Source organism: Achromobacter sp. SX5, assembly GCF_056711425.1.
The window spans coordinates 1,084,314-1,109,478 of sequence record NZ_CM160041.1 but is presented as its reverse complement, the minus strand read 5'-3'; the positions used below and the strand labels follow the sequence as shown (position 1 = coordinate 1,109,478).

General features: G+C 68.5%; 26 protein-coding genes. 11 read left to right on the top strand and 15 right to left on the bottom strand.

What is annotated here, in order from left to right:
• Positions 1-90 precede the first annotated feature (90 nt).
• Positions 91-1,425: an MFS transporter gene (locus AC1M14_RS05065; RefSeq protein WP_209165694.1), complete on the bottom strand. Its 1,335-nt coding sequence runs from the start codon at positions 1,423-1,425 to the stop codon at positions 91-93.
• A gap of 222 nt (positions 1,426-1,647) precedes the next feature.
• On the opposite strand from AC1M14_RS05065, the gene cyoA reads away from it, so the two are divergent.
• From cyoA to AC1M14_RS05030, 7 genes are all read left to right on the top strand, one after another.
• Positions 1,648-2,691, top strand: coding sequence for a ubiquinol oxidase subunit II (gene cyoA, locus AC1M14_RS05060; protein ID WP_479731144.1), 1,044 nt, complete (start codon positions 1,648-1,650; stop codon positions 2,689-2,691).
• 48 nt (positions 2,692-2,739) lie between these two features.
• The gene (cyoB, locus tag AC1M14_RS05055; protein WP_102773836.1) at positions 2,740-4,746 is read left to right on the top strand and encodes a cytochrome o ubiquinol oxidase subunit I; all 2,007 of its coding nucleotides are present in this window, start codon (positions 2,740-2,742) and stop codon (positions 4,744-4,746) included.
• The gene (gene cyoC / locus AC1M14_RS05050; protein WP_479731143.1) at positions 4,739-5,380 is read left to right on the top strand and encodes a cytochrome o ubiquinol oxidase subunit III; all 642 of its coding nucleotides are present in this window, start codon (positions 4,739-4,741) and stop codon (positions 5,378-5,380) included. The genes cyoB and cyoC overlap by 8 nt, the downstream gene beginning before the upstream one ends.
• Positions 5,377-5,778 (top strand): cytochrome o ubiquinol oxidase subunit IV, encoded by a 402-nt coding sequence (cyoD, locus tag AC1M14_RS05045; RefSeq protein ID WP_102773838.1) that lies wholly within the window; start codon positions 5,377-5,379, stop codon positions 5,776-5,778. Before cyoC ends, cyoD begins: the two co-directional genes overlap by 4 nt.
• A complete protein-coding gene (locus AC1M14_RS05040; RefSeq protein ID WP_102773839.1) occupies positions 5,778-6,554 on the top strand; it encodes an SURF1 family protein in 777 nt (258 codons plus the stop codon). The genes cyoD and AC1M14_RS05040 overlap by 1 nt, the downstream gene beginning before the upstream one ends.
• A 102-nt stretch (positions 6,555-6,656) precedes the next feature.
• Complete coding sequence (locus tag AC1M14_RS05035) at positions 6,657-7,763, top strand: porin (RefSeq protein ID WP_479731142.1); 1,107 nt, start codon at positions 6,657-6,659, stop codon at positions 7,761-7,763.
• 119 nt (positions 7,764-7,882) lie between these two features.
• Entirely contained in the window at positions 7,883-9,205 is a 1,323-nt protein-coding gene (locus AC1M14_RS05030; protein WP_479731141.1) for a ParB/Srx family N-terminal domain-containing protein, read from the top strand.
• A gap of 96 nt (positions 9,206-9,301) precedes the next feature.
• On the opposite strand, the gene AC1M14_RS05025 is transcribed toward AC1M14_RS05030, so the two are convergent.
• Together AC1M14_RS05025 and AC1M14_RS05020 are read right to left on the bottom strand one after the other, a co-directional pair.
• Positions 9,302-9,931, bottom strand: coding sequence for a DNA-3-methyladenine glycosylase I (locus AC1M14_RS05025; RefSeq protein ID WP_209165691.1), 630 nt, complete (start codon positions 9,929-9,931; stop codon positions 9,302-9,304).
• Positions 9,932-9,944: 13 nt separating this feature from the next.
• The gene (locus AC1M14_RS05020; RefSeq protein WP_102773843.1) at positions 9,945-10,370 is read right to left on the bottom strand and encodes a lysozyme inhibitor LprI family protein; all 426 of its coding nucleotides are present in this window, start codon (positions 10,368-10,370) and stop codon (positions 9,945-9,947) included.
• A 115-nt stretch (positions 10,371-10,485) separates the two neighbouring features.
• On the opposite strand from AC1M14_RS05020, the gene AC1M14_RS05015 reads away from it, so the two are divergent.
• The gene (locus AC1M14_RS05015) at positions 10,486-11,304 is read left to right on the top strand and encodes a metallophosphoesterase (RefSeq protein WP_102773844.1); all 819 of its coding nucleotides are present in this window, start codon (positions 10,486-10,488) and stop codon (positions 11,302-11,304) included.
• Positions 11,305-11,340: 36 nt separating this feature from the next.
• Here the strand turns inward: AC1M14_RS05015 and AC1M14_RS05010 are convergent, their stop codons facing one another.
• On the bottom strand, positions 11,341-11,772 hold the full coding sequence (locus AC1M14_RS05010) for a YciI family protein (RefSeq protein ID WP_102773845.1): 432 nt from the start codon (positions 11,770-11,772) through the stop codon (positions 11,341-11,343).
• Between the two features lie 109 nt (positions 11,773-11,881).
• On the bottom strand, positions 11,882-12,931 hold the full coding sequence (locus AC1M14_RS05005; RefSeq protein ID WP_102773846.1) for an NADP(H)-dependent aldo-keto reductase: 1,050 nt from the start codon (positions 12,929-12,931) through the stop codon (positions 11,882-11,884).
• 133 nt (positions 12,932-13,064) lie between these two features.
• Here AC1M14_RS05005 and AC1M14_RS05000 point away from each other — a divergent pair, with 133 nt between their 5' ends.
• Positions 13,065-13,841: a bestrophin-like domain gene (locus AC1M14_RS05000; protein ID WP_479731140.1), complete on the top strand. Its 777-nt coding sequence runs from the start codon at positions 13,065-13,067 to the stop codon at positions 13,839-13,841.
• On the opposite strand, the gene AC1M14_RS04995 is transcribed toward AC1M14_RS05000, so the two are convergent.
• From AC1M14_RS04995 to AC1M14_RS04985, 3 genes are all read right to left on the bottom strand, one after another.
• A complete protein-coding gene (locus AC1M14_RS04995) occupies positions 13,813-14,808 on the bottom strand; it encodes a Dyp-type peroxidase (protein ID WP_102774156.1) in 996 nt (331 codons plus the stop codon). The genes AC1M14_RS05000 and AC1M14_RS04995 overlap by 29 nt on opposite strands.
• A gap of 96 nt (positions 14,809-14,904) precedes the next feature.
• Positions 14,905-15,888, bottom strand: coding sequence for a tripartite tricarboxylate transporter substrate binding protein (locus tag AC1M14_RS04990; RefSeq protein WP_168202172.1), 984 nt, complete (start codon positions 15,886-15,888; stop codon positions 14,905-14,907).
• Positions 15,889-15,902: 14 nt separating this feature from the next.
• A complete protein-coding gene (locus AC1M14_RS04985; RefSeq protein ID WP_479731139.1) occupies positions 15,903-16,889 on the bottom strand; it encodes an alpha/beta hydrolase family protein in 987 nt (328 codons plus the stop codon).
• A 124-nt stretch (positions 16,890-17,013) separates the two neighbouring features.
• Between AC1M14_RS04985 and AC1M14_RS04980 the strand changes: the two genes are divergently transcribed.
• A complete protein-coding gene (locus tag AC1M14_RS04980; protein ID WP_168202174.1) occupies positions 17,014-17,949 on the top strand; it encodes a LysR family transcriptional regulator in 936 nt (311 codons plus the stop codon).
• Here AC1M14_RS04980 and AC1M14_RS04975 read toward each other — a convergent pair.
• The 5 genes from AC1M14_RS04975 to AC1M14_RS04955 form a co-directional block, all read right to left on the bottom strand.
• Positions 17,946-18,728 carry an alpha/beta fold hydrolase gene (locus tag AC1M14_RS04975; RefSeq protein ID WP_479731138.1) on the bottom strand — a complete coding sequence of 261 codons (783 nt, stop codon included), beginning with the start codon at positions 18,726-18,728 and terminating at the stop codon, positions 17,946-17,948. The genes AC1M14_RS04980 and AC1M14_RS04975 overlap by 4 nt on opposite strands.
• Positions 18,729-18,789: 61 nt before the next feature.
• Positions 18,790-19,086: a DUF1634 domain-containing protein gene (locus AC1M14_RS04970; protein ID WP_102774157.1), complete on the bottom strand. Its 297-nt coding sequence runs from the start codon at positions 19,084-19,086 to the stop codon at positions 18,790-18,792.
• Positions 19,083-19,946, bottom strand: a complete 864-nt coding sequence (locus AC1M14_RS04965) for a sulfite exporter TauE/SafE family protein (protein WP_111825751.1) — start codon at positions 19,944-19,946, stop codon at positions 19,083-19,085. The genes AC1M14_RS04970 and AC1M14_RS04965 overlap by 4 nt, the downstream gene beginning before the upstream one ends.
• Complete coding sequence (locus AC1M14_RS04960; protein ID WP_102773851.1) at positions 19,943-20,683, bottom strand: GntR family transcriptional regulator; 741 nt, start codon at positions 20,681-20,683, stop codon at positions 19,943-19,945. Before AC1M14_RS04960 ends, AC1M14_RS04965 begins: the two co-directional genes overlap by 4 nt.
• A 60-nt stretch (positions 20,684-20,743) precedes the next feature.
• Positions 20,744-21,508, bottom strand: coding sequence for a class II aldolase/adducin family protein (locus tag AC1M14_RS04955; RefSeq protein ID WP_102773852.1), 765 nt, complete (start codon positions 21,506-21,508; stop codon positions 20,744-20,746).
• A 175-nt stretch (positions 21,509-21,683) separates the two neighbouring features.
• Between AC1M14_RS04955 and AC1M14_RS04950 the strand changes: the two genes are divergently transcribed.
• On the top strand, positions 21,684-22,394 hold the full coding sequence (locus AC1M14_RS04950; protein ID WP_479731137.1) for a hypothetical protein: 711 nt from the start codon (positions 21,684-21,686) through the stop codon (positions 22,392-22,394).
• Between the two features lie 4 nt (positions 22,395-22,398).
• Here AC1M14_RS04950 and AC1M14_RS04945 read toward each other — a convergent pair whose 3' ends face one another.
• Entirely contained in the window at positions 22,399-23,337 is a 939-nt protein-coding gene (locus tag AC1M14_RS04945; protein WP_102773854.1) for a VOC family protein, read from the bottom strand.
• 30 nt (positions 23,338-23,367) lie between these two features.
• A complete protein-coding gene (locus AC1M14_RS04940) occupies positions 23,368-25,143 on the bottom strand; it encodes an FAD-dependent monooxygenase (RefSeq protein ID WP_479731136.1) in 1,776 nt (591 codons plus the stop codon).
• Positions 25,144-25,165 lie beyond the last annotated feature (22 nt).

Sequence of the window (25,165 nt, the reverse complement as noted above, 5' to 3'; positions counted from 1 at the left end):
CGCGGCCGATGGGTGCAGCGCGAGACATTCGACGCGGGAAATCAGCGGTAAAGCGCGCGAAACCCATCGGGCGGCCCCGGCCGCCACATTTCAATCCCGCGTTTCCAGCACCCGGTTGATGCGCAGCGCCAGCAGCGTGCAGGCCGACCCCGACAGCAGATAGATGCTGACCGCCACCAGCCCGAAGCGCGCCGACAGCCCCAGGGCCACCAGCGGCGCGAAGGCCGCGCCGATCAGCCAGGCCATGTCGGAGGTCAGCGCCGCGCCGGTATAGCGGAAGCGCCGCGCGAAGTTGGCCGTGACCGTGCCCGAGGCCTGGCCATACGACAGCCCCAGCAGCGCGAAACCCACCAGGATGAAGGCGTCCTGCGCCTTCGGCCCGCCGCCCAGCAGCCACGGCGTGAACAGCGCGAACACCGCGATCAGCGCGGCCAGCAGGCCCAGCGTGGTGCGCCGGCCGATGCGGTCGGCCAGCCAGCCGGAGGCGATGGTGCCCAGGATCGCGAGCGCCGCGCCGGCGATCTGCACCACCAGCACGTCGGGAATCTGCTGCGTGGCGCTGACTGCGATCCATGACAGCGGAAACACCGTGACCAGGTGGAACAAGGCATAGCTGGCCAGCGCGGCGAACGCGCCGATGAACAGGTTGTAGCCCTGCTCGCGCACCATCTGGGCGGTGCTGATGGGTTCGAGCTCGCCCTCTTCGAGCAGCTGGGTGTATTCCTCGGTGACCACCAGGCGCAGCCGCGCGAACAGCGCCACCACGTTGATGGCGAAGGCCACGAAGAACGGATAGCGCCAGCCCCATTCGAGGAAGTCGGCCTGGGTCAGCGTGACCAGCAGGAACAGGAACAGCGCGCTGGCCACCATGAAGCCGACCGGCGCGCCGAGCTGGCCCAGCATCGAATACCAGCCGCGCCGGTGCGGCGGCGCGTTCAGCGCCAACAGCGACGGCAGCCCGTCCCACGAACCGCCCAGCGCCAGGCCCTGCAGGCATCGGAACACCGCCAGCAGCACGATGGCATGCCCGCCGATGGCGTTATAGCCCGGCAGAAACGCCATGCCCACCGTGGCCGTGCCCAGCAGGAACAGCGCGATGGTCAGTTTCGTTGCGCGGCCCCAACGCCGCTGCGCGGCCATCGACAGCGCGGTGCCGATGGGCCGCATGATGAACGCGAAGGAGAAGATGACGAAGGACCACAGCATGCCTTCGAGCGGCGCTTCGAACGGGAAGAAAACCTGCGGAAACACCAGCACGCAGGCGATGCCGAAGACGAAGAAATCGAAGTACTCGGAGGCGCGTCCCACCACCACGCCCACCGCGATTTCGCCTGGCGCCACCTTGGCGTGGCTGCCTGCGCCGGCGGGCGCGGCCGGCTGCGGAAACGGGGATGCGTGGCCCGGATATTGCGTGGTGCTCGCCATGTGACTGCTCGCTGAAAGGAGGTTTGGAATACGCCTTGTCTACGATCCTGCATCACACCCGGATGCGGCTTGCGCGCCGCGTTCAGCGCTGCTTCCATACCAGAATGCAGCCCTTTCCCGCATGCGCTTTCCGCATACTTTTGTTCTTTTTACCCTAGATTTTTCGCGCCTTCCAGCGTAGTGTTGCGTTTACTTCCCACGGTTACGTTTCGGGGTGTGGTCATGCCGTTCTTCCAAAGGCTGCGCGGATTGATCCTGGTTCCTGCCCTGCTATTGCTCGCCGGATGCAATGCAGTGCTGCTGTCGCCATCGGGCGACGTGGCCTTGCAGCAGCGGAACCTGATCCTGATCTCGACGGGCTTGATGCTGCTCATCATCGTCCCGGTCATCATCCTCACACTGCTGTTCGCGTGGCGCTACCGCGCCAGCAACAAGACCGCCCGCTACGACCCGGAATGGAACCACTCCACGGTGCTGGAGCTTCTGATCTGGGCCGCGCCGCTGCTCATCATCATCGCGCTGGGCGCGCTGACCTGGGTGAGCACGCACCAGCTCGACCCCTACCGTCCGCTGGCGCGCCTGTCCGAAGGCCGCGAAGTGCCGCCTGACACCAAGCCGCTGGTGGTCGAGGTCGTGGCGCTGGACTGGAAATGGCTGTTCGTCTATCCGGAGCAGGGGGTGGCGGCGGTCAACGAAATGGCCGCGCCGGTGGACCGCCCGATCCAGTTCAGGATCACCTCGTCGACGGTGATGAACTCCTTCTTCGTCCCGGCGCTGGCCGGGCAGATCTACGCCATGCCGGGCATGCAGACGACGCTGCACGCCGTCATCAACCATCCCGGCGAATACGAAGGCCTGTCGGCCAACTACAGCGGCTCGGGGTTCTCCGGCATGCGCTTCAAGTTCCACGGCGTGGACCAGCAGGGCTTCGACAAGTGGATTGCCGAGGCGCGCGCCGCCGGCGCCACGCTGAGCCGCGAGACCTATCTGCAGCTGGAGCAGCCCAGCGAACGCAATCCGGTGCAGCGCTACGCCTCGGTCGCGCCCGGCCTGTTCGAGGCCATCGTCAACCGCTGCGTGGAGCCCAACCGCATGTGCATGCGCGACGCGATGGCCATCGACGCGCAGGGCGGCATGGGCATACCGGGCGCGCTCAACGTCACGACCCTGGACCCGCAGACGCGGGAGCGCCTGGGGCTGACCGGCACGCCGCCGCGCAAGTACGTGGGCGCGATGTGCACGGCCACGCAGGGGCTGGTGCTGTAGCGCCGCGGCGCGGAATTCATGAACTCCGGTCTTTATGGTGGAATCGAGATGCCCGATCAAGCTGAGCTCACCAAACTGATCTTCGGTCGACTGACCTGGGAAGCCATTCCGTACCACGAGCCGATCCTGCTGGCCACCTTCGTCGTGGTGGCCATCATCGGCATCGCGCTGCTGGGCGCAATCACGTACTACGGCAAGTGGGGCTATCTGTGGCGCGAGTGGTTCACCAGCATCGACCACAAGAAGATCGGCATCATGTACGTGATCCTGGGCATCGTGATGCTGCTGCGCGGCTTCGCCGACGCCATCATGATGCGCCTGCAGCAGGCGGTGGCCTTCGGCGACTCCGCCGGCTACCTGCCGCCCCACCACTACGACCAGATCTTCACCGCGCACGGCGTGATCATGATCTTCTTCGTGGCCATGCCGCTGGTCACGGGCCTGATGAACTACATCGTGCCGCTGCAGATCGGCGCGCGCGACGTGGCTTTCCCGTTTCTGAACAACTTCAGCTTCTGGATGACCACCGGCGGCGTGATCCTGGTGATGATGTCGCTGTTCGTGGGCGAATTCGCGCGCACCGGCTGGCTGGCCTACCCACCGCTTTCAGGTATCGCGCACAGTCCGGACGTGGGGGTCGACTACTACATATGGGCCTTGCAGATAGCGGGGGTGGGAACGCTGCTTTCAGGCGTCAACCTGCTGGTCACCATCGTCAAGATGCGCGCCCCCGGCATGAGCATGATGCGCATGCCCATCTTCACCTGGACCGCGCTGTGCACCAACGTGCTGATCGTGGCGGCCTTTCCGGTGCTGACCGCGGTGCTGGCCCTGTTGTCGATGGACCGCTACGTGGGCACCAACTTCTTCACCGCGGACTTCGGCGGCAACGCCATGATGTACGTGAACCTGATCTGGATCTGGGGCCACCCCGAGGTCTACATCCTGATCCTGCCGGCCTTCGGCATCTTTTCCGAAGTGGTCGCCACGTTCTGCCGCAAGCGCCTGTTCGGCTACGCCTCGATGGTGTACGCCACCGTCGTGATCACGGTGCTGTCCTACCTGGTGTGGCTGCACCACTTCTTCACCATGGGATCGGGAGCCAGCGTGAACTCGTTCTTCGGGATCACGACCATGATCATCTCGATCCCGACCGGCGCCAAGATCTTCAACTGGCTGTTCACCATGTACCGCGGCCGCATCCGCTTCGAGGTCCCGATGCTGTGGACGGTGGGCTTCATGGTCACCTTCGTGATAGGCGGCATGACCGGCGTGCTGCTGGCCGTGCCGCCGGCCGATTTCGCGCTGCACAACAGCCTGTTCCTGATCGCGCACTTCCACAACGTGATCATCGGCGGCGTGCTGTTCGGCCTGATGGCCGGCATCACCTACTGGTTCCCCAAGGCCTTCGGCTACAAGCTCGATCCGTTCTGGGGCAAGTGCTCGTTCTGGTTCTGGCTGGTGGGCTTTTACGTCGCCTTCATGCCGCTGTACGTGCTGGGCCTGATGGGCGTGACCCGCCGGGTCAACCACTTCGAGGACATGTCGCTGCAGATCTGGTTCCAGGTGGCGGCCTTCGGCGCGCTGCTGATCGCCTGCGGCATCGCCAGCTTCCTGATCCAGCTGGTGGTGAGCTACCGGCGCCGCGAATCGCTGCGCGACGACACCGGCGACCCCTGGGACGGGCGCACGCTGGAATGGTCCACCTCGTCCCCGCCGCCCAACTACAACTTCGCCTTCACCCCGCGCGTGCATGACCAGGACGCGTGGTGGCAGATGAAGCAGCACGGCTACGAGCGGCCGCGCCAGGGCTTCATTCCCATCCACATGCCGAAGAACACCTGGGCCGGCATCGTGCTGGCCGGCATCAGCGTGGTGATGGGCTTTGCGCTGATCTGGCACATGTGGCCGCTGACGGTGCTGTCGTTCGCGGCGCTGATCCTGGTATCCATCGTTCACACCTTCAACTACAAGCGCGACTACTACGTGCCGGCCGACGAGGTCGTGCGCACGGAGGATGCGCGCACGCAATTGCTGGCGAAAAACCATGTCTGATACCGTCGCTACCTCCCTGCCCGGCGGCGCCGCGCCGCCCGCGCAGCCCGTGTTCTACGTCCCGGTCGAACACCATCCCAAGAACGGCACGCTGCTGGGCTTCTGGGTCTACCTGATGAGCGACTGCCTCATCTTCGCCTGCCTGTTCGCCACCTACGGCGTGCTCGGCCGAAGCTATGCGGCGGGCCCCTCGGGCGCGGACCTGTTCGACCTGCCGCTGGTGGCGGTCAACACCTCGCTGCTGCTGCTGTCGTCCATCACCTACGGCTTCGCCATGCTGGAGATGCGGCGCAACCGCATCGGCGGCACGCAGCTGTGGCTGGCCGTCACCGGCATTCTCGGCCTGGGCTTCCTGTCGCTGGAACTCTACGAATTCGCGCATCTTATCCACCAGGGCGCGGGACCGCAGCGCAGCGCCTTCCTGTCGTCCTTCTTCACCCTGGTCGGCACCCACGGCCTGCACGTGACCTTCGGCATCGTGTGGCTGGTGACCATGATGATCCAGGTGCAGATGCACGGCCTGATCCCCGATAACCGCCGGCGCCTGATGTGCCTGTCCATGTTCTGGCACTTCCTGGACCTGATCTGGGTGGGCGTCTTCACCTTTGTCTATCTCATGGGAGTGCTGCCATGACCGCGCATACGGACCACCTGGCCCATCCGGGCGGCGACCACGGGCACCATGACGACGACGACGGCGCCGCCCACGGCACGCTAAAAAGTTACGCCACCGGCTTCGTGCTGGCCGCCATCCTGACCGCCATTCCGTTCTGGCTGGTCATGGACCGGGTGTTCGAAGATTCGCGCACCACCGCGCTCATCATCCTGGGCTTCGCCGTGGTGCAGATCGTGGTGCACATCGTGTACTTCCTGCACATGGACACCAAGTCCGAAAGCGGCTGGAACATGTTGGCGTTAATATTCACGCTGGTGCTGGTCGTCATCACGCTCAGCGGATCCATCTGGATCATGTATCACCTGAACTCCAATATGATGCCCATGTCGACGCACGACATGCGCAAAATGCCCTGATGCCCGCAGTAACAGACTCTTCTTCCGGCGACACCCCCCGTAATCCGCGCAGCGCAACCACCCTGGTCATCCTGGGGCTGGTTGCCGCCGCCATTTTCGCGGGCCTGTGCGCGCTGGGCACCTGGCAGGTGCACCGCCTGGCCTGGAAACGCGCCCTGATCTCCCAGGTCGAATCGCGCGCCCACGCGCCCGCCGCGCCTGCCCCGGGCCGCGCCGAATGGCCCGCGCTGACTTCCGACAACGCCGAATACCGCCGCGTCTTTGCTTCCGGCACGTTCCAGTACGACCGCCAGACGCTGGTGCAGGCCGCCACCGAGCTGGGCAGCGGCTACTGGGTCATGACGCCGCTGCAGCTGGACGGCGGCGGCACCGTGCTGGTCAACCGCGGCTTCGTGCTGCCCGAATGGCGCAAGGCCCAGGCGGGCGCGGCGCAGCCGCCGGCGCAGGCCAGGGTCAGCGGCTTGCTGCGCATGGGCGAACCGGGCAGCGGCTTTCTGCGCAACAACGATCCCGCGGCCAATCTCTGGTATTCGCGCGACCTGCCCGCCATCGCCGCCGCGCGCGGCCTGACCGACGTGGCGCCGTATTTCATCGACGCCGACGCCGCGGGCGGCGCGGCCGATGCCCGCAAGGCGCCGGTGGGCGGCCTGACGGTGCTGTCCTTCCCCAACAACCACCTCATGTACGCCATCACCTGGTACGCGCTGGCGGCCATGGTGCTGGTCGGGGTGTTCATCTTCGTGCGCGAAGAAAAGCGCGCGCGCCGCAAGGGCTGAACCCCGCGCCGCACCGCGATCACCACCGGGAACACCGTCGGGCGCCTGCGCCGCGTGGTGTTCCCTTTGTTTTTTCCAACCCCCAAAAAGGAGTCCCCAAGGATGAAAAAGACGCTGCTCGCAGCCGCAATGCTCACTACTTTTGCAGGCCTCGCTCAGGCAGAAACGTCGGTAACTCTCTATGGTGTCATCGACACCGGCATCGGCTACAACAAGATCAAGGGCGATGGATACGACGGCAGCAAGCTCGGCATGATCAACGGCATCCAGGCCGGCTCGCGCTGGGGCCTGCGCGGCTCCGACGACCTGGGCGACGGGCTGCGCGCCGTGTTCACGCTTGAAAGCGGCTTCGATTCCGCCAACGGGCAGCGCGGGCAGTCCGGCCGCCTGTTCGGCCGCCAGGCCACCATCGGGCTGGCCAACGACGCCTGGGGCAAGCTGGAATTCGGCCGCCAGGCCACGGTCGGCTCGAACTACCTCGCCGACATCGACCCCTTCTACACCAGCTACACCCAATCCAACCTGGGCCTGGGCTTCAGCGCCGCCAACACCATGCGCTGGGACAACATGGTCATGTACCGCACGCCCTCGGTGAACGGCTTCGAGCTGGGCGTGGGCTATTCCTTCAACGTCGACGACACCGACGCCGGCCAGAGCGGCTTTCGCACCGCCGACAACGCGCGCGGCATCACCGCCGGCCTGCGCTACGTGCAGGGCCCGCTGAACGTCGCGCTGACCTACGACCAGCTCAACGGCTCGAACCGCGCCGCCATCGACCACGACGCCACCCCGCGCCAGTACGCGCTGGGCGTGTCCTACGACCTGCAGATCGTCAAGCTGGCGGCCGCCTACGGCCGCACCACCGACGGCTGGTTCGTGGGCCAGGACCTGCCCGCGGGCACCCCGTTCAGCGACGAGTTCGGCACCTACCGCTACGTCGACGGCTTCAAGGCCAACGCCTACATGCTGGGCGCCACCGTGCCCGTCGGCGCCACCGGCAGCCTGTTCACCTCATGGCAGCACGTCTCTCCCAACAACGACAGCCTGACCGGCGGCGACGCCAACATGAACGTCTGGAGCGTGGGCTACACCTACGACCTGTCCAAGCGCACCAACCTGTACGCCTATGCCTCCTACGGCAAGGACTATGCCTTCATCGACGGCCTGAAGAGCACGGCCGCCGGGGTGGGCGTGCGGCATACGTTCTAAGCGTCTCCGCGTCCCGACCGGTCGCGGCCGGGACGCGGCGCATGGGCGGTGCAATCTGCGCGCAACAAGCGTCGGCCATCATCGGCTACCTTTGAACGCACGGACCCGTAACCGCCACCATGCACTCGACCTTCCCGACTTCGCCGCCCCCCACTCTGCTGCGCCTGCTGGCCGCGGCCCTGCTGCCGCTGGCCCTGGCTGCCTGCAACGGCGGCGACGACGATGATGGCGACGCAGGCGGCGGCGAGCCTCCCGCGGTGATCGCGCCGCTTCCCACCGAACCGGAGACGCCCGAACCCGAAACGCCTGCGCGCAACAGCGCCTACCTCGACACCAGGCCCGGCCAGGTGATCCAGGTGCGCATCGAAGAATTGCGCCCGACCCAGGCCGCCGTCGGCTACGACAAGATCTACTACAAGCTGGGCCGCTGGCAGGGCGACTTCGACCGTCCCACCTGGGCGGCCGATCCCACGCGCCAGCTCGACTACCTGAACCGCACCGTCGGCAAGAAGTTCGACGACTACTGCGAGGACATGGGCGGCGCCGAACGCGCCCGGGATTTCCAGAGCATCGCCGAGGCGCGCGCCGCCCGCCTCGACCAGCCCGACACCTACGCCTGCAAGGACGCCCCCGGCACGCATACCGCCAACCTCAAGACCGTGGTGGTGGGCTGGGACGGCAACCTCTACCTGACCGACGGCCACCATACCTTCTCCTCGCTGCGCGAGATCGCCGACGGCGGCCCCAAGCTGCCGGTGTGGGTCAAGGTGGACGCCAACTACAGCGACGTGCCCAACGCCGCGGCCTTCTGGCAGCGCATGATCGACGAGCGGCGCACCTGGCTACGCGACGGCGCCAACCAGCCCATCACCGTCGACCAGCTGCCCACGCGCCTGGGACTGGCCAGCGCCGACGAAGCCGGCGGCATGCAGGAAGACCGCTACCGCTCGCTGGTGTACTTCACCCGCGACATCGCCTACCAGAACGGCGGCCTGCCTGAATTCGCGGAATTCCTGTGGGGCGACTGGCTGCGCCGCGAGGCCGCCGGCGGCCGTCTTCCGGGTCTGGACGCCTACCGCATGGCCCCGCCCGCGGCTACGACGCAGATTCTTGCGCCCAGCACCCTGGGCAAGGACCTGGCGCCGGCCGGCGCCGACGACAGCTACGCCGCCGCGGTGCGCGACGCCGCGCTGAAGATGAGCGCGCTGGCCGACACCGACATCGTGTACGGCGACCGCGACGCCGCCAACCTGGGCCGCATCGCGCTGGTGCCCGACGCGGCCGGCGACTCGCCCACCAAGAAGGCGCGCGACACGCTGGAAGAGCTGACGCGCGACGACGTGAAGAAGGACGGCAGCCCGCGCGGAGCGGGCAAGCTGTGGTTCGCTGTCAATTACCGCAGTTGCGGCCGGCCGGCGGCGGGAAGCTGCTGGGGGTGGTAGTTGTTGCTTGCTGTCTGATGGGTTGCGCGCGTCGAGCGGTCGATTTCTTTTATCGAGTCTCTCGCGCTGCACCCATCCTACGCGCCGCAACCGCCATCACCCCGGCCGCCTGAACCCGGCCCGGGCGCGCTCGACCTCGCCGCGGCACGCGCAGCCGTGCAGATGGTCGTTGACCATGCCCACCGCCTGCATGAAGGCGTACAGGGTGGTCGGCCCGACGAAGGTCCAGCCGCGCTGCTTCAGCGCGCGCGACAAGGCCTTGGACGCGGCCGAGCTGGGATTGTTGTTCCAGTAGTCCAGGTCCACCGTGGCCGGGCGCTCGCGCGGCGGCGGTTCGTGGCGCCACAGCCAGCCCGCCAGCGTGCCGGTTTCGTCGGCCAGGTCGCGCGCGCGGCGCGCATTATTGATGGCCGACACGATCTTGCTGCGGTTGCGCACGATGCCCGGATTGCCCATCAGCCGCTCCACGTCGCGTTCGGTATAGCGCGCCACGCGCTCGAAATCGAAGTCGTCGAACGCTTCGCGGAACGCCTCGCGCTTGCGCAGGATGGTGATCCAGGCCATGCCGGCCTGGAAGCCTTCCAGGCAGATTTTCTCGTACAGCCGGCGGTCGTCGGCCACCGGGCGGCCCCATTCGCGGTCGTGGTAGTCCGGCATGGACGGCTGCCAGAAGCAGCGCGCCACGCCGGCGGCGTCCGTGATCAGGCCCGATGCCTTGTCGTCCATGCCCCGGCCGCCGTCACGGTCTGCCCGGCACCGGGCAGGTCAGGTCGCCCTCTTCGCATTCGAGGTAGGCGCGCAGTTCCTTGGTGCGGGCCTGGGTCAGCTTGTCCAGGCAGGCGCTCTGCGCCATCGGGTAGGCGCTGCTGCCCGAGGTGCCGCCCGCCGCGAACGCGCATTCGGCGTCGCGGAAAGACAGCCAGGCGCGCTGCGCGGCATGGAACTGGGTGGCGGCGGTCTTGTCGTCCTTCAGGCGCGCGTTGATTTCCTTGTAGGCGGCGTTCAGGTCCGCATCGGACTTGCGGTAGGCCTGGTCGGCGCACATGCTCATGTCGGTTTGCGTGGCCGCCTTGCTGCAGTCGAGCGGGCGCGACTGCGGCTGCGGCTGCGCATGGGCGCCGGCCGCCAGCGCCAGAATGGCCGCCGCCGTGATCGCGATACGCATGGGGTTTCTCCTGTTGGTTCTATGCGGTCGGGGCGCGCGTGCGCGCGTCCCGGCTCATAGGAGAAAGTGTCTCATGGAACGACAGGCCCCGCCGCACTCGCCTAAGATTACGGGTATGAAAATCCAACTGCTGTCCGACCTGCACCTGGAAACCGACCCCGACTTCGTGGAACGGCCCGCGCCCGGCGCCGAACTGCTGGTGCTGGCCGGGGACATCGGCTCGTACCAGCGCGGCTCCCGGCTGGAGCGCGACGACTTCGGGCTGGGCAGTTATTCGCCGCGCAACGGCTGGCCCACGCCGGTGGTGTACGTGCCGGGCAACCACGAATACGACAACCTGGATTTCGACGAGACCCACGAACGCCTGCGCGGCCTGTGCCGGGAACTGGACATCCACTGGCTGGAGCGCGAGACGCTGGTGATCGGCGGCATGCGCCTGGTCGGCACCACGCTCTGGAGCGATTTCGACGCGCTGGCCAGCGACGCCGACACCCTGGGCGCGGCGCTGAAAAAGCGCGCCAAGGCATTCCGGGCCGCCGACTTCTACCTGGAAAAAGCGGCCATGCGCCGCCACGGCGAGCCCTTCCTGGCCGAGCAGATGCGCGAGCAGGGGCTGCTCTGCCAGCAGTGGCTGGAAGCCGCGCTGCGCGTACCGTTCGACGGCCCGACGGTGGCCATCACCCATTTCGCGCCCACCCTGGCCAGCGCCGATCCGCGCTACGGCATCACCCCCGGCACCGCGGGCTTCTGCAACGCGCTCGACCGCCTGCTGCCGCTGGCCGACTACTGGCTGCACGGCCACCTGCACTGTCCGCAGGACTACGTCAAGGACGGCTGCCGCGTGATCGCCAACCCGCTGGGCTACGCGCGCAAGGGCGAACAGCAGGGTTTCGAGCCGGCGCGCGTGTGGGACCTGGGCGCGCCCGCCGGCTGACAATCCGCGCCGGCGCCGCGCTCATGCTGCGCCGCATCAGGGCGCGGGCTTGCCCGCCATCTGTTCGCGCAGCCGCTCCTCCTGCTCGCGCAGTTCGGGGGTGAACGCTGCACCGAAATCGTCCGCCTCGAAAATCTGGCGGATTTCTATCTCGGAGTCGCCCGGCATCGGGTTGGGGCAGCGCTTGACCCAGGCGATCGCCTCGTCCAGGGACGCGCACTGCCAGATCCAGAAACCCGCGACCAGCTCCTTGGTCTCGGCGAACGGCCCGTCGATCACGCGCCGGCCGCTGCCCGAAAACGCCACGCGCACGCCCTTCGAGCTGGGATGCAGGCCTTCGCCGGCCAGCATCACCCCCGCCTTCACCAGTTCCTCGTTGTACCGGCCCATGTCCGCCAGCAGCTGCTCGCTGGGCATGAGCCCCGCCTCGCTGTCGGCCGTCGCCTTCACTAGCACCATGAATCGCATATCCGTCTCCTTGGGTGTTTGTCGGAACATTCTCGCTCCAACAGGACGACGAACGACAGGGCGCCGGATCGACAACGGCCTTCAAACAAAATGTATCGGCGAACGGCGCTCAGGGCGCCGGGTTGGGCTGGCGCGCGTGGATGCGCTCGATCTCCTCCAGCACCTCGGCCGGCAGCGCCACGTCCACGCTGTCGATGTTTTCCTTCAGCTGTTCCAGCGTGGTGGCCCCGATCAGGTTGCTGGTGACGAAGGGACGCTGGTTGACCCAGGCCAGGGCCAGGTGGGTCGGCGGGATGCCGTGCGCGCGCGCCAGCTCCACGTACGCCCGGGTGGCGGCCTCGGCCTGCGGGTTGCTGTAGCGGGTGAAGCGCGTATAGAGCGTCAGGCGGGCGCCGGCCGGGCGCGCGCCGTCCAGATACTTGCCGCACAGCATGCCCATCGCCAGCGGCGAATAGGCCAGCAGCCCCACGTCTTCGCGGTGGGCGAATTCGGACAGCCCGCTCTCGAAGACCCGGTTCAGCAGGCTGTACGGGTTCTGGATGGAGGCGATGCGCGGCAGGTCCCGGCTCTCGGCATGGCGCAGGAACTGCGCCACGCCCCACGGGGTTTCGTTGGAGACGCCGACGTGGCGCACCTTGCCGGCGCGCACGAAGTCCTGCAGCACTTCCAGCGTTTCTTCGATGGGCACGGTGTGCTCGTCCTGCACCCAGGGATAGGCCAGCTTGCCGAAGGTGGCCGTGCTGCGGTCCGGCCAGTGCAGCTGGTACAGGTCCAGGTAGTCGGTCTGCAGGCGCTTGAGGCTGGCGTCCAGCGCTTCGGTCAGGTTCTTGCGGTCCAGGAAGGTCTTGCCGTCGCGGATGTGGCCCGGGCGCTTGGCGTCGCGCACGGGGCCGGCCACCTTGCTGGCCAGCACGATCTCGTGGCGGCGCTTGCTGCGCGCCAGCCAGGTGCCGATGTAGGTCTCGGTCAGGCCCTGCGTTTCCGGCTTGGGCGGCACCGGGTACATCTCGGCGGTGTCGACCAGGTTGACGCCGCGCTCCAGGGCGTAGTCCAGCTGCTCGTGGGCCTGGGCTTCGGTGTTCTGCTCGCCCCAGGTCATGGTGCCCAGGCCGATCAGGCTGACGTCCAGGCCGGTGCGGCCGAGTTTGCGGTATTTCAAATTCTGCTCCGTTCGGGGTCGCTTACAGGAAAGACGAACCTTACTCCCGGGCGGCCCGCGGGTAAATCGCTCTTGCCCGCGGCGTCCGAATCGGCATACGCTTGATGCCCCACCGACAGCCAAGAACAACGACGTGCTCCAGCAAATCGATGAGGTCTACATCTTTTTCATTTGCGTGGCCGTCTTCCTGACGGTCATCGAGCTGGGATATCGCCTGGGGCGCAAGCTGCGCCGCGCTTCCGACGAGTCGGCCAAGGCCCATATCGGCGCGCTGCAGACCGCCCTGCTGGGCCTGCTGGCGCTGCTGCTGGGCTTTACCTTCGCAATGTCGGTCACCCGCTTCGAGACGCGCAAGAACCTGGTGCCCGAAGAGGCCAACGCCATCGGCAACGCCTACTGGCGCTCGCAGCTGCTGCCGCCCGCGGCGCGCGAGCCGATCGCGGCGCTGCTGCGGGAATACGCCGACACCGCGCTGGAGTTCCACGACGCCGACAACGACAGCGCACGGCTGGCGCTGGCCGGCGCCACCTCGCGGCGCATCGAACGCCAGATCCGCTCCACCGCGGCCGGCGTGCTGGAATCGCCGCCGTCCATGGCTTCGGTCCTGTTCATCCAGGCCATCAACGACATGGCGCAGGTCAACGAAAAACGCCGCGTCGCGCTGGAGAACCACGTGCCCGAGCCGGTGTTCTACCTGCTCTTCATCGTGACCACCGGCGCGATGGCGTTCATCGCCTATGGAACCGGCCTGCAGAAACGCAGGCGGCTCATCTCGACCGGCCTGTTCGCCACCTTGATATCGCTGGTCCTGACCTTCATCCTGGACATAGATCAGCCGGCCTCCGGTCTCATTCAGGTCAACCAGGACAGCATGCTGCGGATCAAGGCGACGCTGGAGCAGGAGCGCTAGGGGCGGCGGCCTCGCTGGCGGCCGGGGCGCGCTCGGCCAGCGCTTCCAGCAGGTCGGCCGACGGCACGAAGAACAGCCCGCCCGTGACCGCGTGGCTGAAATCCAGCAGGCGGTCGTAGTTGCCGACGGGCCGTCCGACGAACATGTTCTCCAGCATCTGCTCGATGGGCGCCGGCGAGCGCGCGTAGCCGATGAAGTAGGTGCCGAACTCGCCCGAGCCGGCCCGGCCGAAAGGCATGTTGTCGCGCAGGATCTTCACTTCCTGGCCGTTCTCTTCGAGGGTGGTCAGGGAACTGTGCGACGAAGACGGCTTGATGTCGTCGTCCAGCTCCACGTTGGACAGCTTGTGGCGGCCGATGATGCCTTCCTGGTTTTCCACCGTCAGCGCGTTCCAGCCGTCCATGTCGTGCAGGTATTTCTGCACCAGCACATAGCTGCCGCCGGCGAACTCCGGGTCCTCGTCGCCGATCACCGTGAAGTCCACCGCCTCGCGTCCTTGCGGATTCTCGGTGCCGTCGACGAAGCCGATGATGGCGCGCCGGTCGAAATAGCGGAAACCGTGGACTTCGTCGACGACCGTCACGGCATCGCCCAGGTCGTTGAGCAGCAGGGTCGCGAGCTCGAAGCACAGGTCCATGGAATCGGCGCGGATGTGCAGCAGCAGGTCGCCGGGGGTCGCGACGGCGACGCGTCCGGGCGGCCCGAATTCGCGGAACGGATGCAGGGCCGCCGGGCGCGGCGCGCCGAAGACGCGGTCCCAGACGGCGGAGCCGAACGCACAGACACAGGAGAGGTTTTGTTGCGGCGCGCGGGTCGCCACGGTGCGCACGCGGGCGGCGACGTCTTCGCACCAGCCCCGCAGCGTTTCGGCGGAGCCGGCGCCCTCGTTCAGGGTGGCGACCAGGAAGATCGCGTGGCGGGTGGCCGGGTCGTGGACGGCTTGGGGAAGAGGCGGAATTTCGGGCATGGGATCGGACACCTGGTAAACGGACATGGCCCGGAAACGCCGGGCCAGTCCGATTCTAAGCACGGATCGCGGCGCTGTGAACCGCGCCGCCGCCCTTTACGAGCCCGGATTGAAGCGGGTGCGGCCGATATCGCTCTTGAGCTTGTCGGTCTGGCCGGCGATGAAGGCGGAGAACTGCGCCAGGGTCTGGGGCGGCGCGACCTCCACGCCCATCTTGCGGTAGCCCTCGATCACTTCCGGCGATTGCAGGATGGCCTGGATCTCCTGGTGCAGGCGCTGGCGCACCGGCTCCGGCGTGCCCTTGGGCGCGAACACGCCGGTCCAGATGTCGTAGTCGATGCCTTCCAGGCCCGCGGTTTCCGAGGCCGACGGAATGTTCTTGTCGCCCACGTCCCGGTTCCTGCTCATCACGGCCAGCGCCTTCATTTTGTGATTGGCGATGTGCGGCAGCATGGCCGGCAGCCCCAGCAGGGCCAGGTCGATCTGCCCGCCCATCAGATCGATGCTGGCCTGCCCCGCGCCCTTGTACGGCACGGCCACGATATCGGTTCCCGTGTCGGACTTGAGCGCCTCCATCGCCAGATGATAGAGCGAGCCCGTGCCCGGAATGCCGTAGGACAGGCTGCCGGGTTTCTGCCTGGCCAGCGCCAGCGCGCCCGCCAGGTCCGAGACCGGCAGGTCGGGCCGGGCCACCAGCACCAGGCCGCTGGTGCCGACCATGGAGATCGCGTCGAAATCCGCGGCCTGGTATTGCGCCTGCGGCGTGACCAGCGGCGCCAGCGACACGTTGGAGGTGATGCCGATCAGCAGCGTGTAGCCGTCGGGATTGGCCTTGGCCACGCGGTTGGCGCCCAGCATGCCGCTCGCCCCGGCCACGTTCTCCACCACCACCGGCTGCTGCAGGCGGCGCGACAGTTCCTCGCCCAGCACGCGCCCGATCGGATCGAGCGAGCCGCCCGGCGCGTAAGGGATGATCATGCGGATCGGACGGTCGGGATAGGCGGCTTCGGCGTGCGCGGCGGCGGCGCCGGCCAGCAGGGCGGCCGCGGCCATCAGCCTGGCGATTGCGGAAATTTTCATGGTGGGTCTCCTGTTCATATGGAATCGTTGTGGGTGCCCTGGATCCACGCGTCCAGCATGGCGGCGAGTTCGGCGTTGTTGCGGTCCATCATCGGCAGGTGCGAATTGCCGGCGATGCCCAGGGCCGGCAGGTCCATCCGGGTGACGCTGCCGCCGGCCCGCGCCAGGCCGTCGAGCCAGGCGTCGGTCTGCTCGCGGTAGCGCCGCCACAGCGGGCTGCGGTCGAAGTAGTCGCCCCACAGCACGCATACCGGCACCGCCGCCATGCGCGCGAACGCCGCGGCGTCGGCCTGCACGCCGCCGGCCGGCTCCACCAGCACCAGCGCCTTGATGCGGTCCGGCACGGCCTGCAGCACGCTTTGCGCGAGCCGCCCGCCCTCGCTGTGGGCGATCACCACGCCCGGCCCGGCGCGGCCCAGCAGCTCGGCATACGCGGCGATGGCGCGCTCGCGGTTGCTCACCCAGCGGCCGACGAACTGGCGCGCCAGCTGCGGCATGCAATCGGCCGGAAACTGCTGGCCCGGATAGCCCTGCGTCGCGCCGGGTTCGCCGATGCGGAACAGATCCCAGGCCTGCTCGATGCTGCGGTGCTCGGCCTGCCCGCCGGCCACGAGCTCCGGCGCCGGCCAGGAAGCGCGCCCGCGCTCGACCGCGTCGCTGACGTAGGTGTCGTAGCCCGCGCGCATGAAGTAGTCGTGCCAGCCGGGGCGGCCGTCCGGCGTCTGCTCCCAGGTGCAGCCGGTCATGCCGCCGCCGTGCCACAGGAACACCGGATAGGGATGGGCCGGCCGCGCCAGCGCGAAATGCTGCACGTACAGCTGGCCGACCGCGTGGCGGCCGTTGGGGTCGGAGGCGCGCGCCTCCAGGCCGGGCACGGATTGCAGCGTCCTCGCGGGCGCGTCGCTCAGTTCGACGATGGACCCGCCGACATGGAAGCCGCGTATCGACTTGAGCGGCGGCAGTTCGGCCCCGGACTGCGGGGCCAGGCTTGCTTGGGACATGGGGATTTCTTCCGGGCAACAACGTATCGGACCGCAGTTTGCCGCCGCGCCCCCTATCCGTAAAATATCTTTACCCTATACCGCCATATTGCTGAATTATGGCCATCCTCCACCCTGCCGCCCCATGCACAATGCCCGCCAGCTCGACATCCCCCGCCTGATCGCCTTTATCGCGGTCTGCGAAGAAGGCAGCATCTCGGCCGCCTCGCGCCGGCTGCACATCGCGCAGCCGGCCCTGACCGTGACCATGGCGAAGCTGGAGGCGGCGCTGGACGCGCAACTGCTGGAACGCGACATACGCGGGGTCGCGCCCACGCCGGCCGGCGTCGAGCTGCTGGCGCGCGCCTACGACATCGTGGGCCGCACGCAGGCCGCGTTCGAGGACATCCGCGGCAGCGCCCAGGAACCGCAGGGCGAAGTCTCCATCGGGCTGCCGGCTTCCGCGGCGGCGGTGCTGGCCCTGCCGCTGATCGCGCGGCTGTCGCAGGACTATCCGCGCATCCGGCTGCGGGTGGTGGACGGGTTCTCGGGCTATCTCTGGAGCTGGCTGCTGGCCGGCGAGCTGGACCTGGCGCTGGTGTTCGACCGGCCTTCCACGTCCGGCGTGCACAGCGAGCCCATCGCACACGAGGACATGCACCTGGTGGGCGTGCCGCAGCGCCTGAAGGCCGGCAAGACCGTGTCCGTGGCGGCGCTGGCGGACTATCCGCTGGCCATCTCGTCGCGCCGCCACGGCATCCGCGCCGCGCTCGACGACTACGCGCTGCGCCACGGAACCGCGCTCAACGTGGGCATAGAAATCGACGCCGGCGCCTACCTGATCCAGCTGCTCAGGACCGGCGCCTGGTTCAGCCTGCTGGCGCCCTGCGCCGTGGCCCGCGAGGTGCGCGAAGGCGCGCTGGCCACGCGCCGGCTGTCGCCCACCTTCACCCGCTCAATCTGCCTGGCGCAGCGCCGCAGCGTGCTGGGCGACGCCGCCGCGCGCAGCGTGGCCGGCACGCTGCGGCAGGTGGTGCGCGGCCTGATCGACGACCGGACCTGGGACGCGCGGCCGGCCTAGGCCTTCAGCCACTGGCCGACCAGGTCCAGCACGATGCGGCTCTGTTCGCGGTGCGGCACGTGGCCGCAGTTCTCCAGCAGCACGCTGCGCCCGCCGGTCAGTTCCGCGATGCGCTCGGGGTGCCGGCGCGAGCCGTATTCGTCCAGCTCGCCATGCAGCGCCAGCACCGGGCAGCGGACCTGGCGCAGGCGCGCGTCGAGATTCCAGTCGGCGAACGCCGGCGACAGCCAGGTATCGACCCAGGCGCGCAGCACCCAGGCGGCCTTTTCGCCGTGGTACTTCTTCAGGCGGTCCAGCTGGCCGGGTTCGGCGAAGTTGCGGCTGGCGGCGCTGATGCCGGACAGCGTGAGGTCTTCGGCGAAGGTCTGCGCCGACTCGGTGATCAGGGCCCGGCAATCGGCGGCGTACTCGCCCGCGCTGCAGATCGCCATGCCGCCGCCCACGCTGTGGCCGAAGGCCACGAACGGCCTGATGCCCAGCGCCTCGCGCAGCAGGCGGAAACCGTCGCGCGCCTCGGCCTCGACGAAGCCGGGGTCGAAGACGGCGTCGTTCGGGTCCGAGCGGCCGAAGCCGAGCCGGTCGTAGGCGATGACGCTGCGCCCGGTCTCCTGCGCCAGCTGTTCGGGAAAGTCGCGCCACAGCTCCACGCAGCCCAGCGAGTCGTGCATCAGCACGATGGGCGCGCCGGCGTCCTGCGCGCCGGCCGGGTCCCAGCGCCGCGCAAACAGGCGGCCCTGGCTGGTGGGCACGTAGACATCCTGGGGGGTGATGGAATGCATGTATCCGTCCTGGAAGGAAAAAGGCGCCCGGGGATTATAGGAAAACCGGCCGCGCCGGCCTTCAGCGCAGGCCGAACAGCACGCCGGCCGCGATGATGAGCAGCACCAGCGCGGAGATCGCGCTGTAGGCGTAATCGCGCTCGCGCAGGAAGATCGCCAGCATCAGCGCCACCCGCGCCACCGGCAGCAGGATGAAGAGCGCCACGCCGGCCTGCACCAGCCGGTAACCGCCGGCCGGCAGCAGCAGGTCCAGCGCCATGCCGATGGCGATGCAGGCCGAGGCCGCCCAGGTGCCGTACCAGAGCAGCGCCGCGATGCGGCGGTCGCGCCGCGCCTGAAGGTCCGTCGCAGCGCTCATGCCGCGCCTCCCGGAAAAGACACGCCCAACGCGCTCAGCAGCATCTGCACCGCCAGCAGCGCCAGCACGATGACGAAGAACAGGCGCAGCTTGTCCGCCGGCAGCCCGAGCAGCACGCGCGCGCCCGCCAGCGCGCCGGCCACCGAGCCCAGCGCCACCGGGCCGGCGATGCCGATGTCGATGTCGCCGCGCACGAAATACGCGCCCGCGCTGGCCGCGGCGGTCACCCCTATCATGAAGTTCGACGTGGCCGAGGACACCTTGATGGGCAGCCGCAGCGCGGCGTCCATCGCCGGAATCTTGAGCACGCCCGAGCCGATGCCCAGCAGCGCCGAGACCAGCCCGGCCGCGTACATCAGCGACAGCCCCAGCGGCACGCGGCCGACCTGGTAATGCACCTCGCGGCCCAGCGCCCTGTCGGGGAAGCTGGAATGCAGGCGCAGCGCGGTGGCCCAGCTCGCGGCCCCGGGCGCGGCGACCGCGGCGACCTCGCGGCGGCGCGCCAGCATCTGCTGCGCCGACAGCGCCAGGATGACGGCGAACAGGCCGTACAGGAACGCCGTGGGCACGATGCCGATCAGGAACACGCCGGTCAGCGCGCCCAGCGTGGTCGCGGTTTCGAGCACGATGGCCAGCCGCACGTTGGTCAGCCTTCCCTTCAGAAACGGCGCGGCGCTGCCGCAGGAACAGGCGATCACCGAGACGATGCTGGCGCCGATGGCCACGTGGATGTCCACGCCGAACAGCAGCGTCAGGATGGGCACGATGAAAATGCCGCTGGCCATGCCCAGCACGCCGCCCAGCGCGCTGGCGCCGAAGGCCGCGGCGAACAGCCAGAGGATCTGCGCGCTGTCCGTCATGGCCGGCGGGGCGCGCGCGCCAGGCGGGTGGAGAACCGGATCAGGTCGCCGCGGTAATAGAGTTTTTCGTAGTCGACGGGCCGCTGGCCCTCGGTGTAGGACGTGCGCTCGATCAGGAAGATCGGGCTGCCGGGCGGCACGCCCAGCGCCTGCGCCACGTGCGCGTCGGCGGTGACGGCTTCGAGCTGGTACTGCGCCTCGATCAGCGGCAGCGCGTAGCGCAGCTCCAGCAGGTCGAAAATCGGCTCGGCTTCCAGGTCGTTGCTGGCCACCTGCTCGCCGATCTCCAGCGGCAGATAGGTTTCGTCGAACGACATGGCCACGCCGTCGGCCAGGCGCACGCGCTCGATGCGGTAGACCTGCGTGCCCTGCGCCACGCCGAGCTGGCGGGCGACGGCCTCGGAGGCCGGCACCGGCCGCTTGTCCAGCAGGCGCGCGGTGGCGTGGCGGCCCAGCGCCGCCATGTCCTCCACGAAGCCGCTCAGCCCCGTCAGCGGCTGGGTCAGCTTGGGTTCGGCCACGAACGTGCCCCTGCCCCGCCGGATCTCGACCAGCCCGCGGGCCACCAGGTGTTCGATCGCCTTGCGCACCGTGGTGCGGCTGACGCCGAAGCGGGCGATCAGGCCGTCTTCGGGTGGAAGCTGGCTGCCGGGCGGCAGGCCGCCGGCCGCGATTTCCGCGGCCAGCGCGTTCTCGACCCGGGCGTAGAGCGGGGCGTAGTCGGTTTCATTGGGCATGCCGGCATCATAACATCAAGACATCATGATGTCGTGATGTCGTAATGACGTCCCGCCGCTCTACTCCGCGTAGCCGGGGTTGCGGCGGTCCAGCCGGCGCAGCAGCCCGGGCCAGGCCAGCGCCGCCTTGTGGGCGCGGTCGGCCGGCGATTCGACCGCGGCGCGCGCCAGCACCTCGGGCGGAATGTGGGTCAGTTCGCCGCCGCCGGCCTGGGCCCGCACCTGGACCATGCAGGCCGCTTCCAGGCGGTGCATGGCCTGGAACGCCTCCGCCATGCTCTGCCCCACGGTCAGCAGGCCGTGGTTGCGCAGGATGAGGTAGTTGTTGCTGCCCAGATCGCGCACCAGGCGCGGCTGCTCGTCGGGGTTGAGCGCCAGGCCCTCGTAATCGTGATAGCTGAGCGAGCGCAGCACGATGAAGGCGAACTGCGACAGCGGCAGCAGCCCTTCTTTCTGCGCCGAGACCGCCACGCCGTTGATCGAGTGCGTGTGCAGCACGCACATCGCGTCCTTGCGGGCCGCGTGGATACAGCTGTGGATGGTGAAGCCGGCGGGATTGATGTCGTACTCCGACTCCATCACCTTGCGGCCGTGCAGGTCGATCTTGACCAGGCTGGACGCCGTGATCTCGTCGAACATCATGCCGTAGGGATTGATGAGAAAGTGCTCGGTGCCGGGCACCTTGGCGGTGATGTGCGTGAAGATCAGGTCGTCCCAGCCGAACAGCGCCACCAGCCGGTACAGCGCCGCCAGATCCTTGCGCACCTGCCATTCCGCCTCGCCGACGCGCTCGCGCACGCTGTTTGTCTTGCCTACCGTATCCATGCCGTCTCCTGATCTGTGCTGTGAAATGCCGCCCGCGGCAACCGCGCCCGGGCCTGCCCAGCACTGTATTCGGTTTGCGCGCAAACGGCGCGCCCGGCGTCCGCCGGCCGGTCATCGCTGCCGCCGCGGCCAGGCAATGCTATGGTTGGCCGCTGCCACCTCCCCATCGCTCCCCATGAACCGCGCCCCCGACTCCCTCGCCGTCCATTACCTGAGCGGCGCAGCCATGCGCAGCCGCAGCGTGGCCGCCGCAGCGCTGACGGCCGCGCTGGACGTGCCGCCCGCGCCGGCGCGGACGGCGGCGGACTGGGAGCGCGAGATCGCGACGCGGCTGTGCCTGGAGCCCGGCGACGTCGAGCAGATGCCGCTGGCCCGCACGCGGGCGCGCTGGCCCGGCTTCGGGCTGTGCCTGGATGCGATGCGCGGCTGGACCGGCGCGCTGGGACTGGCGGCGGCGCTGGACGAGGCCGACATGGCGCTGATGGCGTGCCGCGGCGCACGCTTTCATCACGACGCCGGGCAGTACGGCGACGCGGTCTTCTGCAATCTGTTCCTGAGCGAGGACAAGGGGCTGGACGTGGTCTTTCCGGGCAGCGGCCAGCGGATCGCGCTGGCGCGCGGCACGGCCATGATTTTCGACACCGCGCAGCCGCACGCCGTGGTGCCGCGCGGCCGCGACCGGTTCCGCGAGTCGGACTTCGCCGGCGGCGCGGACCTGTCGCAGCTGTTCCTGACCTGGGAGCTGCCGGTCGAGGCGCCCGGCGTCGCGCAGGCGCTGGGCATTGTTTTCGACGTCGATGCGCCGCAGGACGAGGAACAGGTGCGCCGGGGCGGCGCGCGCGTGGAAGTCGACCCGGCATCGGGGCGCTGGCGCGCCCCGGCCTGAACGCTTACTGCCTTTCCGTGTTCTGCACGAAGTAGGCCGGCATTTCCGGCCCCCACATGTAGAGCGCGTCTTCCGGCGGGTAATCGCCCGCGGGCCAGTCGAAACCTGCCGGCACGTAGTCGATGTGGGCCGAGTACTCCCAGAACGAGCCCCAGGGATCGCGCACGTAATAGAAGTAGTTCGAGCCCAGCGTATGACGGGCCACGCCCCAGCCTTCCTTGTAGCCCGCGTCGCGCATCTGCTCGGCGCCGCAGCCCACGTCCTCCAGGCCGGGCACGTCCCAGGCGCTGTGGTGCCAGCCGCGGGCCGCGTCCTTGACGAAGGCGACCAGGTGATGGTCCGAGCCGTGGCGCGCGTGCATGAAGGCCACGATGTCGCGCGAGCGGTCGGACAGGTACAGCCCCAGCGCGTCGCTGTAGAAGCGCAGCGAGCGCTCCATGTCGGTGGTGAACATCAGCACGTGCGACAGGCGCGCCGGCCGCGCGCGCGGCCGCTTGCCGCGCCCGGCCGAGCCGCGCTGGCCCGGCGCCACCTGCACGCTGGCATTGCGGCTCTTGGTGTCCGGGCTGGTCTTGGGGCCGGGCTTGAGCTGCAGCAGGTTGCCGTCCGGGTCCAGGAACCAGAATCCCCCGGACTCGCCATGCGCGCCGGGCGCGGCGGGACGCGCGCCGGCGGCCAGCGCCTGCTCGCGGATGGCGTCGAACTCGTCCTCATAGCAGTTCAGGCTCAGATAGGCCAGCTGCTTGGGGCCGCCGCCGACGATGCGCGACCAGCAATGGTCGTCGCCCGCGCAGCGCAGCTCCAGCGCGCCGCCGGCGTGCGCGACCTCCAGGCCGAAGGCGCGCAGGAAGCGTTCGGCCTGCTCCAGGTCGGGGACCTGGAGCGCGAAATGATCGATCGAGTGCACGCCGTAGCGGGCTGAGTCAGGCTTGTTGAACGACATTCTTGTCTCCTCGGGACCGACTGGTTTCGATTATGCGAGCGCCGGCTGCGGGACGGAAGCCCGGTCCACGACGCGCGCGAACACCTCCAGCAATTGCGCGCGGGCGACTTCGGCCGTGGGCGCGGAATCGGCGCGCCAGGCGACGTGGCGGTCCGGGCGGACCAGCACGCAACCCGACTCGGAGACTTCGCGCAGGCGCGCCCAGGCGCCGTAGACGTCGGCCACTTCGCAGCCGGCGCCGATGGTGTGGACCGCGAGGTCCAGCCCCAGGGTTTGCCGGACCGCCTCGGCGGCTTCGCGCCACACGGCGTCGGAACGGCCCAGCAGCAGGGTGAAGCGGCCGTGGCCGACCAGGTCCAGGGTGGAGACGCGGCGCCGGTCCAGCTCGACCCAGGCATGCGGCAGCGAGGCGCCGGGGTAGGTGGTGGGCTGGTGGTACAGCTCGGCGTCGCGCTCGAAGGGCTTGCGCTTGCTGCCGTCGGCCACCACCGCGGACGAGGCGTAGACCTGGCCCAGTTCGACGCCGTGGCAATTGAACTGGTAGTTCTGCAATTCCACCGCCGCATCCAGCTGGGCGCGGCGTTCGCGCCCGCGCGGCGTGTCGCCGAACAGTTCGTCGATATTGGCCCAGCCCTCTTGCGCGCTCTGGCCGGGAATGAAGCCCAGCGCGTCGGCGATGGCCTTCATGTCCTGCACCGATTTCATGGCGCGGTCGACCACGCCGCGCGCCACCGGCTGGCGTTCCTGGGAATAGGTTTCCAGCAGTTGCGGGCCGGCCTGGCCCTTGAGCACCATCGCCAGTTTCCAGGCCAGGTTAAAGCCGTCCTGGATCGAGGTATTGGTGCCCAGCCCGTTGGCCGGCGGATGGCGATGCGCCGCGTCGCCGGCCAGGAACACCCGGCCCTTGCTCATCTGGCGCGCGGCGATATGGTTGATCTGCCACTTGTTGGCCGACTTGACCCTGACCTGGATGTCGGGCACGCCGATCACGCTGCGGGCATGGGCGATGATGGCCGCTTCGCTCAGGTCCGGCTCGCCCTTTTCCTTGTCGTACATGTAGAGCATGATCCATTCGTTCCACGGCTTGACGCAGACGAAGGTGCCGCTGCCGAACCAGTAGGTGTTGCCGGGTTCGGTCATCCAGTACAGCACGCCGGGGCGGTGCTGCACGTAGGGCGTGAGGTCCACCTCCAGCCAGCAGCTGACTGCCGCGCCCAGGCCCATCTGGCCGTCGAACTCGAAGCCCAGCTGCCGGGCCACGATGCTGTTGCCGCCGTCGGCGCCCACCGCGTATTGCGCGATCACGCGGATTTCCTCGCCGCTGAGCTTGTCGACCAGGTGCGCCACGACTTCGTCGCCCTGCTGCGCGATCGAGGTCAGTTCGGTGTTGAACAGGAAATGCGCGCCATGCTCGCGCGCCGCGCCCAGGATGATGGGCTCCAGAATGTGCTGCGGGATGTTGCACATCTCGCAGGGGCTCGCTTTTTCGTAGTCCGCCTTGCGCTCCCCGCCCGTGCCCCAGGTCTGCAGGCGGGCCAGTTCCTTGCCGGCGAAACTGGTGGCCCAGACGTTGTTCGACATCTGGAAGTTGGGCGTGGCCTGGGCGCGCACGCGGTCCTCGATGCCGAGGTCGCGCATCACTTCGATGGTGCGCTGGTTGGTGATGTGCGCGCGCGGCGAATTGGCGGTGCCGGGATAGCGCGTGACCGTCAGCGTTTCAATGCCGTACTTGGCCAGCAGCGCCGTCACGCTCAGGCCCGCCGGACCTGCGCCCACGACCAGCACGGGGGTTCTGAGTTCTTTCATTGGAATGTCTCCGTCCTTTTTT